The 13811-nt window shown below is 69.1% G+C and carries 9 protein-coding genes; 1 reads left to right on the forward strand and 8 read right to left on the reverse strand.

Annotated features, from left to right (window positions below; genetic code table 11):
* Nucleotides 1–33: 33 nt before the first annotated feature.
* The 7 genes from rapZ to coaE all read right to left on the reverse strand — a co-directional run bounded on the left by rapZ (nt 34) and on the right by coaE (nt 9872).
* On the reverse strand, nt 34–948 hold the full coding sequence (gene rapZ / locus JWR33_RS02885) for an RNase adapter RapZ (protein WP_297409293.1): 915 nt from the start codon (nt 946–948) through the stop codon (nt 34–36).
* Between the two features lie 61 nt (nt 949–1009).
* Entirely contained in the window at nt 1010–2959 is a 1950-nt protein-coding gene (uvrC, locus tag JWR33_RS02890) for an excinuclease ABC subunit UvrC (RefSeq protein ID WP_297409295.1), read from the reverse strand.
* Between the two features lie 6 nt (nt 2960–2965).
* Nucleotides 2966–5851: an excinuclease ABC subunit UvrA gene (gene uvrA, locus JWR33_RS02895; protein WP_297409297.1), complete on the reverse strand. Its 2886-nt coding sequence runs from the start codon at nt 5849–5851 to the stop codon at nt 2966–2968.
* Between the two features lie 95 nt (nt 5852–5946).
* Nucleotides 5947–6618: a hemerythrin domain-containing protein gene (locus tag JWR33_RS02900; RefSeq protein ID WP_297409299.1), complete on the reverse strand. Its 672-nt coding sequence runs from the start codon at nt 6616–6618 to the stop codon at nt 5947–5949.
* Between the two features lie 82 nt (nt 6619–6700).
* Nucleotides 6701–7123, reverse strand: coding sequence for a VOC family protein (locus JWR33_RS02905; protein WP_297409300.1), 423 nt, complete (start codon nt 7121–7123; stop codon nt 6701–6703).
* 4 nt (nt 7124–7127) lie between these two features.
* Nucleotides 7128–9194 carry an excinuclease ABC subunit UvrB gene (gene uvrB / locus JWR33_RS02910; protein ID WP_297409302.1) on the reverse strand — a complete coding sequence of 689 codons (2067 nt, stop codon included), beginning with the start codon at nt 9192–9194 and terminating at the stop codon, nt 7128–7130.
* A gap of 81 nt (nt 9195–9275) precedes the next feature.
* Nucleotides 9276–9872, reverse strand: a complete 597-nt coding sequence (coaE, locus tag JWR33_RS02915) for a dephospho-CoA kinase (RefSeq protein WP_297409304.1) — start codon at nt 9870–9872, stop codon at nt 9276–9278.
* A 205-nt stretch (nt 9873–10077) separates the two neighbouring features.
* Here coaE and JWR33_RS02920 point away from each other — a divergent pair, with 205 nt between their 5' ends.
* Nucleotides 10078–12072, forward strand: coding sequence for a glycosyltransferase family A protein (locus JWR33_RS02920; RefSeq protein ID WP_297409306.1), 1995 nt, complete (start codon nt 10078–10080; stop codon nt 12070–12072).
* A gap of 131 nt (nt 12073–12203) precedes the next feature.
* Here JWR33_RS02920 and rpsA read toward each other — a convergent pair whose 3' ends face one another.
* Nucleotides 12204–13703 carry a 30S ribosomal protein S1 gene (gene rpsA / locus JWR33_RS02925; protein WP_297409307.1) on the reverse strand — a complete coding sequence of 500 codons (1500 nt, stop codon included), beginning with the start codon at nt 13701–13703 and terminating at the stop codon, nt 12204–12206.
* Nucleotides 13704–13811: the final 108 nt, after the last annotated feature.

Consider the following 13811-nt stretch of genomic DNA (forward strand, 5'->3'; position numbering starts at 1 on the left):
TGTCGCATCTTCGCGGCATCGGGGCGGGCGGAGTCACTCTCGACCGAGGTCGCGGTGCTTCACGCTCACACTCACACCGGGCTGTTCCCGGAGTCGTCTCGCCATCTCCTCCACGATCGCGACCGACCGATGCCTTCCCCCCGTGCAACCAATGGCGATCGTAGCGTGCCGCTTGTTCTCGCGCCGATATCCGGACAGGACGGGCACGAGGGCCGCGGAGTAGCCGTCGATGAACTCCGCCGCGCCCTCCTGACCGAGGACGTACGCGCTCACCTCGCCGTCGAGCCCGGTGCCCGGCCGCAGCTCCGGAACCCAGTAGGGATTGGGCAGGAATCGGGCATCGGCGACCATGTCGGCGTCGGTGGGCAGGCCGTACTTGAAGCCGAAGCTGGTCAGCGTGACGCGGACACCCGGGGTGTCCGCCTCGCTGAAGATGTCGATGATCGCGGTGCTGAGCTGGTGGATGTTGAGCTCAGAGGTGTCGAGCACGATGTCGGCCTGCTCCCGGACGGACGCGGTGCGGGACCGCTCCTCCGTGATGCCGTCGAGCAGCGTGCCGTCGCCCTGGAGCGGGTGCGGCCGGCGCACCTGCTCGAACCGGCGCACAAGGACGCCGTCGTTCGCCTCGAGGAAGAGGACCCGGATCTGCGTCGTTCCCTTGAGCTGCTGCACGAGCTCACGCAGCTCGGCGAACAGGGCGCCGCCTCGCACATCGACGACGACGGCGATGCGGGGCAGACTCTCCCCCGCGCGCTCCGCCACGTCGAGGAGCGTCGCGAGCATCTGCGGGGGCAGGTTGTCCACCACGTACCAGCCGAGGTCTTCCAGGGCATTGCCCACCGTGCTGCGGCCCGCCCCGGACATGCCCGTGACGATGAGCACGTTCTGGCCGCTCAGCGGCGTGCGGCGCGCGTCGGGTGCCGCGTCGTTCCCGGGGGAAAGGGTCATGCTCCGCTTCCGGTCGTGGCTGCTGCCCCCAGCGTAGGCGAGCGGCGGGGGAAGGCCGGTGTCACGCGCGCAGTCGCTCCGAGATCGTCTCCGCGAGGCGGGGCCCGATGCCCTTGACCGCCTGGATCTCCTCGGGCGTCGCCTGCTTGAGGCGGGTGACCGAGCCGAAGTGGCGGAGCAGGTCCCGCACCCGGGCGGTGCCGAGCCCGGGGATCTCGGTCAGGACCGAGGTGATGTCGCGCTTGCGCCGGGTTCGCTGGTGGGTGATCGCGAACCGGTGGGCCTCGTCGCGGATGCGCTGCATGAGGAACAGGGCGTCGCTGTTGCGGGGCAGGATGATCGGGAAGTCGCTGTCGGGCAGCCACACCTCCTCAAGGCGCTTGGCGATGCCGCACAGGGCGATGCCCTCAACGCCGGACTCGCGCAGCGCTCGCGCGGCCGCCTGCACCTGGGGCTGGCCGCCGTCCACGATCAGGAGGTTCGGGCTGTAGGAGAACTTGCCCGGCCGGCGAGGAGCGGGAGCAGCGTCGTCCGCCTCAGGGTCGGGGCTTTCGGCGACGTCGTCGTCGTCCTCGTCCCGGGCGGCAACGTCGCCGGATTCGGTCTCGTCCTCGTCCGGGTCGCCGACCGGCGCGGAGTCGAGGTACCCCAGCCGCCGGCTGAGCACCTGATAGAGCGACTCGGTGTCGTCGGTCGAGTCGACGACGTTGAAGCGCCGGTACTGGTCCTTGCGGGGCAGGCCGTCCTCGAAGACCACCATGGACGCGACGATGTTGGTGCCGGAGAGGTGCGACACGTCGAAGCACTCCATCCGGAGCGGCGCCTCGGTCAGGCCGAGCGCCTCCTGGAGGTCGGTGAGCGCCCGGCTGCGGGACACGTAGTCGGCGCTCCTGCGCATCTTGTAGAGGTTGAGGGCCTGCTTCGCGTTGAGGGTCGCGGTCTGCAGCAGTGCCGCCTTCTCCCCGCGCTGGGCCGCGCGCAGCCGGACGGCCCCGCGGTCGCGCAGACCGCTGAGCAGCTGCTCGAGCGCGTCCGCGTCCTCCGGCAGCTCCGGCACGATCACCTCCTTCGGAGGCGGCTCGGCGCCGTCGTACGCGCTCTGCAGCACCGAGTCGACGAGGTCGCCCATGCCGAGGTCGAGCTCCTTGTCGACGACCCACGAGCGCACGCCCCGCACTCGCCCGCCGCGCACCCGGAACTGCTGCACCGCTGCCGCGAGCTCATCGTGGGCGATGCCGAAGACGTCGGCCTCCACGGTCTCGGGCAGCACCACCGCGCTCGACTCGAGCACGTTCTGGAGCGCCCCGATGCGGTCGCGGAGCTCCGCGGCCCGCTCGAAGTCGAGGTCCGCGGACGCCTGCTTCATCGCGCGGGTGAGGTCCGCGACCATCCGCGGATCCGGATTGGCCATGAAGGCGACGAACTGGTCGACGATCGCCCGGTGCTGGGTGATCGTCACCTTCTGCGAGCACGGTCCCCCGCAGCGGCCGATCTGGCCCGGGAAGCACGGCCGGCCGCTCTCCATCGCCCGCTTGTAGCTGGAGTCGGAGCAGGTGCGGATCGGGAAGGCCCGGATCATCTGGTCGATCGTCTCCCGGACAGCCCAGATCTTCGGATACGGGCCGAAGTACCGGGCGCCCGGGATGCGGCGGTTCCGCGTCACGATCACCCGGGGCGCCTCATCGCCGAGCGTGACGGCGAGGTACGGGTAGGTCTTGTCGTCCCGGAACTTGACGTTGAACGGCGGGTCGAACTCCTTGATCCAGGTGTACTCGAGCTGCAGCGCCTGGAAGTCACTGGCGACCGTCGTCCACTGCACCGAGGACGCGGTCGTCACCATCCGGCGGGTGCGCTCGTGCAGGGTGTGCAGCGGAGCGAAGTAGTTGCTCAGCCGGGCGCGGAGGTTCTTCGCCTTCCCGACGTAGAGCACTCGTCCTTGGGCATCCGAGAACCGGTACACGCCCGGCTCGGTCGGGATCTCACCGGCCTTCGGCCGGTAGCTGAGTGCCACGGCGCCTCAGGACGCGCGCTCGAGCGCGCGACGCGTGCCGAGGATCTCCGCGAGGAAGCCGCCCGTGTGGCTGCCCTCCACCTGGGCGACCTTCTCCGGGGTTCCTGTCGCGAGCACGGTGCCGCCGCCCGCCCCGCCCTCGGGGCCGAGGTCGATCACCCAGTCCGCCGACTTGATGACGTCGAGGTTGTGCTCGATCGTGATCACGGTGTTGCCCTTCTCGACGAGCGAGTTGAGCACCAGCAGCAGCTTGCGGACGTCCTCGAAGTGCAGTCCGGTGGTGGGCTCGTCGAGCACGTAGACCGTGCGCCCGTTGGACCGGCGCTGCAGTTCGGTGGCGAGCTTCACGCGCTGCGCCTCGCCACCCGAGAGGGTCGTCGCGCTCTGGCCCAGCCGGACGTAGCCGAGGCCCACCTCGACGAGCGTCTTGAGGTACCGGTGGATCGCGGAGATGGGCTCGAAGAAGTCGGCGGCCTCGGCGATCGGCATGTCGAGCACCTCGGCGATGTTCTTGCCCTTGTAGTGGACCGTGAGGGTGTCGCGGTTGTACCGGGCGCCGTGACAGACCTCGCAGACGACGTAGACGTCGGGCAGGAAGTTCATCTCGATCTTGATGGTGCCGTCGCCCTGGCAGTTCTCGCAGCGGCCGCCCTTGACGTTGAAGCTGAACCGGCCCGGCTGATAGCCGCGGGTCTTCGCCTCCATGGTCTCGCTGAAGAGGGTGCGGATGCGGTCGAACACGCCCGTGTAGGTGGCCGGGTTGGAGCGAGGGGTGCGACCGATGGGCGCCTGGTCGACGTGCACCACCTTGTCGAGGTTGTCGAGCCCGGTCACGCGGGTGTGCCGTCCGGCGACCTTGCGCGCCCCGTTCAGCCGGTTGGCGAGCACCCGGTAGAGGATGTCGTTGACGAGCGTGCTCTTGCCCGAGCCGCTCACGCCCGTCACCGCGACGAAGACGCCGAGAGGGAAGTCGACGGACACGTTCTGCAGGTTGTTGGCCGAGGCGCCGACCACGCTCAGCTGCCGCTTCTTGTCGATCTTCCGGCGCTTCTTCGGAGTCTCGATGGACCGACGACCGGCGAGGTAGTCCCCCGTCATCGAGGCCTCCTCACCGAGGAGCGACGTGTAGTCACCGGAGTGCACGACGAGCCCGCCGTTGACACCGGCTCCCGGTCCGATGTCGACGATCCAGTCCGCGGTGCGGATGGTGTCCTCGTCGTGCTCCACCACGATCAGTGTGTTGCCGAGGTCGCGCAGCTTCACGAGGGTGTCGATCAGGCGGCGGTTGTCGCGCTGATGCAGGCCGATGCTCGGCTCGTCGAGAACGTAGAGGACGCCGGTGAGGCCCGAGCCGATCTGGGTCGCCAGCCGGATGCGCTGCGCCTCACCGCCGGACAGGGAGCCGGCGGAACGCGAGAGGCTCAGGTAGCTGAGTCCCACCTGGAGCAGGAAGTCGAGCCGCATCCGGATCTCGCGGAGCACCTGGGCGGCGATCTTCACGTCGCGCTCGTTCAGCGTCAGCGTGTTCACGAACAGGCTCGCGTCGATCAGGCTGAGGTTGGACAGGTCGGCGATGCTGTGCCCGTCGACGAGGACCGCGAGGACCTCCGGCTTCAGCCGCTTGCCGTTGCAGACCTGGCAGGGCACCTCGCGGAGGTACTCGGCCCAGCGGGCCCGCGCGGAGTCCGACTCGGCCTGGATGTAGTTGCGCTCGAGGTACGGGATGACGCCCTCGAAGCCCTGGGTGTAGGTCATCTCGCGCCCGAAGCGGTTCTTCCACCGCACCCGCACCTCGAAGTCGTTGCCGCGGAGCACCGCGTCCTTCGCCTCCTCGGGCAGCCGGCGCCATGGCATGTCGAGGGAGAAGCCGAGGTCCTTCGCCAGGCCCACCAGCAGTCGCTCGTAATAGTTGTAGAGGCCCTTGCCCTGGCTCGCCCACGGCAGGATGACGCCCTCGCGGATCGTCAGGTCGGGGTCGCCGAGGAGCAGGTCGGCGTCGACCGACATGCGCGTGCCGAGGCCCGAGCACTCGGGGCAGGCGCCGAACGGGGCGTTGAACGAGAAGGTGCGCGGCTCGATCTCGGTGAGCTGGATGGGGTGGTTGTTGGGGCAGGACAGCCGTTCGGAGAACGTCCGCCATGCATCGTCGCCCGGGAGATCGAGGAAATTGATCTGGACCATGCCCTCGGTGAGGCTGAGCGCCGTCTCGAGCGAGTCGGTGAGCCGCGTCAGCAGGTCCTCGGAGGCGACGAGGCGGTCCACCACGACCGCGATGTCGTGCTTGATCTGCTTCTTGAGCTTCGGCGGATCGGTCAGCTGGATCACGGCGCCGTCGACCATCGCGCGGGAGTAGCCCTTGGCGGCGAGCTCCTTGAAGAGGTCGACGAACTCGCCCTTGCGCTGCTGCACGACGGGCGCGGTCACCTGGTACCGGGTGCCCGGCTCCAGCTCCATCAGCTGGTCGGCGATCTGCTGCACGGTCTGCCGGGAGATCACCTCGCCGCAGACGGGACAGTGCGGAACGCCGATGCGCGCCCAGAGCAGGCGCATGTAGTCGTAGATCTCGGTGATCGTGCCCACCGTCGACCGCGGGTTGCGGTTGGTCGACTTCTGGTCGATGGACACCGCAGGGCTGAGGCCCTCGATGAAGTCGACGTCGGGCCGGTCCACCTGTCCGAGGAACTGGCGGGCATAGGCGGAGAGGGACTCGACGTAGCGCCGCTGCCCCTCGGCGAAGATCGTGTCGAACGCGAGGCTCGACTTGCCCGACCCGGAGAGCCCGGTGAAGACGACGAGGGAGTCGCGCGGGATCTCGAGGTCCACGTTCTGCAGGTTGTGCACACGGGCCCCGCGTACACTCAGCTTCGCTCCAGGCACAGCAGAAATCGGCACCACAGAAGTTTAGTTCGGCACCTCCGACACCGGGCCCGGTTTCGCTGTGGGCGGGCGACACGCCGGGCGCTCGCCGAGCCGGCCGAGGGGTGGCGCTATGCGGCGGTGCCGTAGACGCGGCGGCGGTGCGCGGCGTACTGGTGCCGGCCGACGAGGCGGTAGAGCACCCGGGCCGGCGGGGGCATCTCGGCGAGGAACGCGTGCCGCGAGGCCGCGGGCATGCTCTGCAGGATGAAGCCGAGCTGGATGAAGAGCCGGCCCTTCGGGATGCCCGCCCGCCCGTGCTCGCCGAGGAGGTTCCACTCGCGCTGGCTGAGCGCGGCGGCGGCGGACGGGAGGATGTCCCTCTCCTCGGCGCCGAGGTGCTCGAGGAGAGCGGCGTTCACCCCGTCCAGCTTCTCCGCGACCCCGGTCCGCTCCCGCACAGAGCCCCTCGCCTGCCAGGACTTCGTGGTGGGGACCACCTCGTCCAGGAGTGCCGACATCGCCTGATGCTGCGACTTCATCACGGCGATGTGCAGCCCGCAGGCAGGGCTGCGCTCGGAGAGCCGGTCCCAGAGCAGGGTGTCCTCGCCGTGGTGATGCCGGTGCAGCGCCTCGACCATCTCGAGCACGTGGTCGCCGACGATCTTGGCGCGATCGCGGTCACCGGGGGCGACGCTGCGGACGAGCCCCGGCGCATCGCCGAACATGGACCGGAACAGGCCGTGGATCATGACCATGTCGCCCGTCTCGCAGCCGGGCACGTCGAGGGATTGGCGCGGCACTGTGGCCCCCTTAGTCGGATGCGCCATGCTACTGCTCGCCCGTCCACCGACACGAGCGATCCTCGATAACCGCCTGGCGGGCTCAGTCGAGGCGGACCGCGCCGTCCGGGTCGAGGAACCAGTCGGGGTTGTGCGCGACCTCCCAGGGGTGGCCGTCCGGGTCGACGAAGACCCCCGAGTAGCCGCCCCACTCGGTGGCCGCCCCGCGCCGGGCCAGGACGGCGCCGGCGGTGGCCGCCTCGTCGAGGACCCGGTCGACCTCGGCGGCGCTGCCCACGTTGGAAGCGAGCGTGATGCCGCCCCAGCCGCCGGAGTCGCGTCTGCCGGAGTCGGCCGCCAGCTTCGCCCTGTCCCACAGCGCGACGACCGTGCCGCCCGCGTCGAAGAACAGCACCTCTCCCTCGACCGACCGCGGGCTCGGCCGCCAGCCGAGCGCGAGGTAGAAGCGGCGTGCGCGGTCAAGGTCGGCCACTCCGAGGGTGACCAGACTGATTCGCTGTCGCACGAGGCTAGACCAGGTGTCCGGCCTTGGCCATCTGCCGCAGCTCCTTCTTGAGGTCGACCACCTCGTCGCGCAGTCGGCCCGCGAGCTCGAACTTCAGCTCGGCGGCGGCCTGCAGCATCTGGTCGTTGAGGTCGGCGATGATCGACTCCAGCTCGTTGGCCCCGGCAGCGGCGATGCCCTGGCGACGCAGGTTCGGGGTCGGCGAGCGCTTGCCCGACTGGCGCCCCTCCAGCAGCTCCTTGGTGTCGGCGCCCTCACGGATCAGGACGTCGGTGATGTCCGCGATCTTCTTGCGGAGAGGCTGAGGGTCGATGCCGTGCTCGGTGTTGTAGGCCACCTGACGCTCCCGGCGCCGGGTGGTCTCCTCGATCGCCTGCTTCATGGAGTCGGTCAGCTTGTCGGCGTACATGTGCACTTCGCCGGAGACGTTGCGGGCGGCGCGGCCGATGGTCTGGATGAGGGAGGTGGAGGATCGGAGGAAGCCCTCCTTGTCGGCGTCGAGGATGGCGACCAGCGACACCTCGGGCAGATCGAGACCTTCGCGGAGCAGGTTGATGCCGATCAGCACGTCGTAGACACCCTGCCGGAGCTCGGTGAGGAGCTCCACCCGGCGGAGGGTGTCGACATCCGCGTGCAGGTAGCGCACCCGCACGCCCGCCTCGGCGAGATACGCGGTGAGCTCCTCCGACATCTTCTTGGTGAGCGTCGTGACCAGGATGCGCTCATCGCGCTCCACGCGGAGGCGGATCTCCTCGAGCAGGTCGTCGATCTGGCCCTTGCTCGGCTTGACCACGATCTGCGGGTCGATCAGGCCGGTGGGGCGGATGATCTGCTCCACGACGCCGTCGCCCATGCCGAGCTCGTAGCGGCCGGGCGTCGCCGAGAGGTACACCGTCTGGCCGACTCGCGCCTTGAACTCCTCCCATTTCAGCGGCCGGTTGTCCATGGCGCTGGGCAGCCGGAAGCCGTGCTCGACGAGGGTGCGCTTGCGGGAGGCGTCGCCCTCGTACATCGCGCCGATCTGCGGGACGGTGACGTGCGACTCGTCGATGACCACCAGGAAGTCCTCGGGAAAGTAGTCGATGAGGCAGTTGGGCGCGGCTCCGGGGCGCCGGCCGTCGATGTGCCGCGAGTAGTTCTCGATGCCGGAGCAGAAGCCGATCTGCTCCATCATCTCCAGGTCGAAGGTGGTGCGCATCCGCAGTCGCTGGGCCTCGAGGAGCTTGCCCTGCCGCTCGAGCTCCTCGAGCCGCTCGGCGAGCTCGACGCGGATGGTGCCGATCGCGCGCCGCATCGTGTCGGGGCTGGCCGCGTAGTGCGTCGCGGGAAACACCGAGATGGCGTCGATCTGCCGGATCACCTCGCCGGTGAGCGGATGCAGCACGTAGAGCGCCTCGATCTCGTCACCGAACATCTCGATGCGGATCGCGTGCTCCTCGTAGACCGGGATGATCTCGATGGTGTCGCCGCGCACCCGGAAGCGGCCACGGGAGAAGTCGTAGTCGTTGCGCTCGTACTGCATGTTGATGAACCGGCGCACCAGGCGGTCCCGCGAGATGCGCTCGCCCACCTGGAGCGCGACCATGGCCTCGAGGTACTCCTCGGCGGCACCCAGTCCATAGATGCAGGACACCGTGGACACGACGATGACGTCCCGCCGGCTGAGCAGCGAGTTGGTGGTCGAGTGCCGAAGCCGCTCCACCTCCGAGTTGATGGACGAGTCCTTCTCGATGAAGGTGTCCGTCTGAGGCACGTACGCCTCGGGCTGGTAGTAGTCGTAGTAGGACACGAAGTACTCGACCGCGTTGTTGGGCATGAGCTCGCGGAACTCGTTGGCGAGCTGCGCGGCGAGCGTCTTGTTGTGGGCCAGCACGAGGGTGGGCCGCTGGACGGCCTCGATCAGCCAGGCCGTGGTGGCGGACTTGCCGGTGCCGGTCGCGCCGAGCAGAACGACGTCGGTCTCCCCCGCGTTGATGCGGCCGGCGAGCTCCGCGATGGCGGTCGGCTGGTCACCGCTCGGCGTGTAGTCGCTGATCACCTCGAAGGGGCGGACGGCACGGGTCGGCTGCATGCCTTCGAGTTTAGGTTCGGCCTCCGACACGGCGGCCGGGGTTCGCGCACGGCGCACGCCGGCCGGCCGCGCGACCCGGCGCTAGGCCTTCAGGCGGTCGTAGAGGGCGTCGGCCGCGCTCATCGTCTGCTCGAGGCTGCCTCCGGCGTCGATCACCTCGTCGGCGATGGCGGCGCGCTCCTCGTCGGTGGCCTGTGCGAGCACCCTCCCCTCCGCCTCGGCGCGGGTCATGCCCCGGGCGGTCATCATCCGGCGGATGCGCTCCTCGACCGGTGCCTGAACGACCACGATGCGGTCGAATTCCGCCGCCCCGCGGGACTCCGCAAGCAGCGGCACGTCGTAGACGACCAGAGCGTCCGGATCGGTGGCGAGGGCCTCGGCGAACCTGGCACGGGACAGCCGGGCGACCTCGGGGTGAACGATTGCGTTCACCTGCGCGCGGGCGTCCCCGTCGGCGAAAACGATCGCGCCGAGGGCGGCCCTGTCCAGCTCCCCCGAGGCGGTCAGCACCCGGTCACCGAAGGCACGGGCGAGCGCCGCGAGGCCGGGGCTGCCCACCGCGACCGCCTCACGCGCGAGCCGATCGGCGTCGACCACGACGGCACCCAGCTCCGCGAGGCGCCCCGCGACGGTGGACTTGCCTGCGGCGATGCCGCCGGTCAGCGCGATCAGGGTCATCGCTCAAATCTAGACGCAGGCGGCGACCGGTCTTCAGGCCCGAGCTTTCCGGGAAGGGTCTGCCGGGCACCTCTAGACTCGGACGCGGCGGGGCCGGTCGCGGACGACGGCCACGGATCGGAACCGCAAGAGCGCCGTCACGGCGCGGCAGGGGCGACCACGAGGACCGTTCCTGCGCTCTCGTGCAGCACGGATGGGGAAGCGGATGAGCAGCTCGTCAGTCAAGGTCAGTGTGATCATCGCCGCCTACTGTCCCGGTGACGGCATCCTCCGGGTGGTGCATTCCCTGGATCGCCAGACCCTCCCCCAGGACGAGTTCGAGGTCATCATCGTCGACGACGGCTCACCGGACGACACCTTCGAGCGCCTCACGGCGCTGCGCGCCACCAGGGGGAACATGCGGATCACGCAGATCCCCAACTCCGGCTGGCCCAGCAGGCCGCGCAACGTGGCGATGGACCTCGCTTCCGGCGAGTATCTCCTCTTCATGGATCACGACGACTCGCTGTATCCGGACGCGCTGGAGCGCTCATACCGGCGCGCGGTCGCCACCCGCGCGGACGTCCTCAGCCCGAAGGAGTCCAAGACCAACGACATCGGGTGGGGCATGGCGCGCTTCACCGAGAACGTCGACAACATCATCGGCGCGACCGGGATCGACGGACTCCTGCCGATGGTGCCCCACAAGTTCTACCGCCGCGACTTCGTGGAGCGGCACGGCATCCGCTTTCCCGAGGGACGCCGGATGCTCTGGGAGGACATCTACTTCAACGTCGAGGCATACCGGCACGCCGAGGTGGTGACGGTCCTCTCGGACACGCCCGTCTACCTCTGGCACGCGACAGGGGCGAACAACTCCAAGACCTACGGACCGAAGACCGCTGAGTTCTGGGACCGCCTCCTCGACCTCTTCGCGTTCATCCAGAACACCCTCGACTCCCCCGCCTACGAGGCGGATCGGGTGGCGATGCTCCTGCACCAGTATCGCGGCCGTGTCCTCGCTCGACTCAGCCGCGCCCTGGCAACCGCGACACCCGCCGAAACGGCGATGGCCATGTCCTACGTGCACCGGATCCATCAGGAGTACGTTCCGGAGACCCTCGACGGGCACCTCGCCACGGTCGACCGCACCCGCTCCGTCCTGCTCCGTGCGGGACGCACCGACCTGCTCGGAGCGCTGCACCGATTCGATTCGACTCTCGCGGGCCAGAGCACCGCAACCGAGGTGTCGTGGACGGACGCCGGCGTCAGCATCGCGGCTTCCTGCACCTGGCGCAGCCGCACCGCGGACGGACCCGCACCGCTCCGCTCCGACCGCGGCCGCATCCTTCGGAACCTGCCCGCGGAGGTCGGCGCTGCCCTGCCAGGAGAGCTGGTCGACGTGACCGACCAGCTGCCCACCGCCACAGCCGGCCTCGAGATCCGCTCCCGAGCGGAGCACGTCACCTGGTCGCTGCCCACCTCGTCCACACCGTCGTTCATTCCTCGGGGCGATGGGACCGGGGCCCTCCGCGTCGACGTGACGGCGGAGGTCGACCTGGCAGGGTCGGGTTACGGGAGGATCTCCGAGTCCCCCGTCTGGGACCTCTACAGCCACACCGGCTGGCTGGGCGCCGACAAGCGCAGCAAGGTGACCTCCACGCTCCCCGCCCGCGCCGCCCTCCTCGATGGGCGCCCCGGGGTGGCGTATTCGAACACCCGGAAGGGGCTCACCATAGATCTCGCGCAGAAGCTCCGCAGCGTCGCGAAGGACGGCCGCCCGCGCATTGCGGAGGCGAGCGGCGACATCGGCGCGTTCATTCTGCCGCTCGGCGCCGTGCACGTCTCGGGCCGGACGACCCTCCCCTCCCCGCTCCTGCTCACTCCGCTCACCGGCGCGGAGCGACAGGGCGCCGATCCGGATTCCGAGGTTCCGCCGCTGACCCTCGAGGGGCGGCTGGTCGGCGATGAGCAGGGTGCCCGGGTCGAGGCCGGCGGGGTCGTTCCCGCCGGGAGCTACCGACTGTCCGTGCCGACGACCGGCGGCGGCGCGGCGACGACCTCGCTCATCCTCGACGTCGAGAGCAGGGGCGGCATCGCGTTCCGCGACGTGCCCGCGACTCGGGAGCGAGCGGCGCGACCGCGGATCAGCGTGCTGGGTCGCGCTCGCGCGTCGGTGCGCGCGGCGCTCCGACGGCTCTCCCGGCGCGCGGGGCGCTGATCCGCCACTAGGACCGGCTCAGCCTGGCCGCGGCGGGGACCGCTCGGCGTCCCGGGCGTGCCGCGACACGACACCGGAGACACCGAAGGCCGGGCGCATCCGCGCCCGGCCTTCGGTGGAATCAGGTTCGATCAGGAGTTGCTGGAGAGCCGCTCGCGAAGAGCCGCGAGAGACTCGTCGTCGGCGAGGGTGCCCGCACCGCGCGACTCGCTGGAGAAGCTCGACGACGATCCGGACGCACTCGGCGAGCTGTCGCTCGACGAACTGGACGAGCTGGTGATGCCGGCCGCCTCATCCGCGATGCCCTTGACGATGAGCTCCTTGTGCTGCTCCCAGCGGGCCTGAGCATCTGCATACTCCTGCTCCCACTTGGCGCGCTGCTCCTCGAAGCCTTCCTTCCACTCGTTGGTCTCCGGGTCGAAGCCTTCGGGGAACTTGTAGTTGCCCTGCTCGTCGTACTCGGTGACCATGCCGTAGAGGGCGGCGAGGCCGGAGTCGAACTCCTGGTTGCTCGGGTCGATGCCCTCGTTGGCCTGCTTGAGGCTGAGCGAGATGCGGCGACGCTCGAGGTCGATGTCGATGATCTTCACGAAGACCTCGTCACTGACGGAGACGACCTGCTCGGCCAGCTCGACGTGCTTGCTGGAGAGCTCGGAGATGTGCACCAGGCCCTCGATGCCGTCCGCCACGCGAACGAAGGCGCCGAACGGAACCAGCTTGGTGACCTTGCCCGGGGCGATCTGGCCGATCGCGTGGGTGCGGGCGAAGACCTGCCACGGGTCCTCCTGCGTCGCCTTGAGCGACAGGGAGACACGCTCGCGGTCGAGCTCGACGGAGAGCACCTCGACGGTGACCTCCTGGCCGACCTCGACGACCTCGCTCGCGTGCTCGATGTGCTTCCAGCTGAGCTCGGAGACGTGCACGAGCCCGTCGACGCCGCCGAGGTCCACGAACGCACCGAAGTTGACGATCGAGGAGATGACGCCCTTGCGGACCTGGCCGGGGTGCAGGTTCGCGAGGAACGTGCTGCGGCTCTCGGACTGGGTCTGCTCGAGCAGGGCGCGGCGGGACAGGACCACGTTGTTGCGGTTCTTGTCGAGCTCCAGGATCTTCGCCTCGATCTCCTGGCCGAGGTACGGCGTCAGGTCGCGCACGCGGCGCAGCTCGATGAGCGAGGCGGGGAGGAAGCCGCGGAGGCCGATATCGACGATCAGACCGCCCTTGACGACCTCGATCACCGTTCCGGTGACCACGCCGTCTGCTTCCTTGATCTTCTCCACATCGCCCCATGCGCGCTCGTACTGGGCGCGCTTCTTGGACAGGATGAGCCGGCCCTCCTTGTCCTCCTTCTGGAGAACAAGGGCCTCGACACTGTCGCCGACGTTGACGACCTCGTTGGGGTCGACGTCGTGCTTGATGGAGAGCTCGCGGGAGGGGATGACACCCTCGGTCTTGTAGCCGACGTCGAGGAGGACCTCGTCGCGGTCGATCTTGACGACAATGCCCTCGATCAGGTCTCCATCGTTGAAGAACTTGAGGGTCTTCTCGACCGCGGCCAGGAAGTCTTCAGCGGATCCGATGTCGTTGATCGCGATCTGCCTGGTGGCCGGGGCGGTCGTAGCGGTTGACATGTAGTAGTGACTCCAGAATGTGGACAGAATTCAGGCCACAGAGTAGGAGAGGAGTCTCCCGCTCGTGGCGAGCGGACAGGATGCTGCCGAACGGCAACACGGCAGTCT

The sequence above is a fragment of the Naasia sp. genome (assembly GCF_025465545.1).
Lineage (GTDB): Bacteria > Actinomycetota > Actinomycetes > Actinomycetales > Microbacteriaceae > Naasia.

What these genes read in the sequence shown, in the direction of transcription:
- rpsA (WP_297409307.1), bottom strand. Translation starts at nt 13,703, where the DNA reads ATGTCAACCGCTACGACCGCCCCGGCCACCAGGCAGATCGCGATCAAC.
- uvrB (WP_297409302.1), bottom strand. Translation starts at nt 9,194, where the DNA reads ATGCAGCCGACCCGTGCCGTCCGCCCCTTCGAGGTGATCAGCGACTAC.
- coaE (WP_297409304.1), bottom strand. Translation starts at nt 9,872, where the DNA reads ATGACCCTGATCGCGCTGACCGGCGGCATCGCCGCAGGCAAGTCCACC.
- rapZ (WP_297409293.1), bottom strand. Translation starts at nt 948, where the DNA reads ATGACCCTTTCCCCCGGGAACGACGCGGCACCCGACGCGCGCCGCACG.
- JWR33_RS02920 (WP_297409306.1), top strand. Translation starts at nt 10,078, where the DNA reads ATGAGCAGCTCGTCAGTCAAGGTCAGTGTGATCATCGCCGCCTACTGT.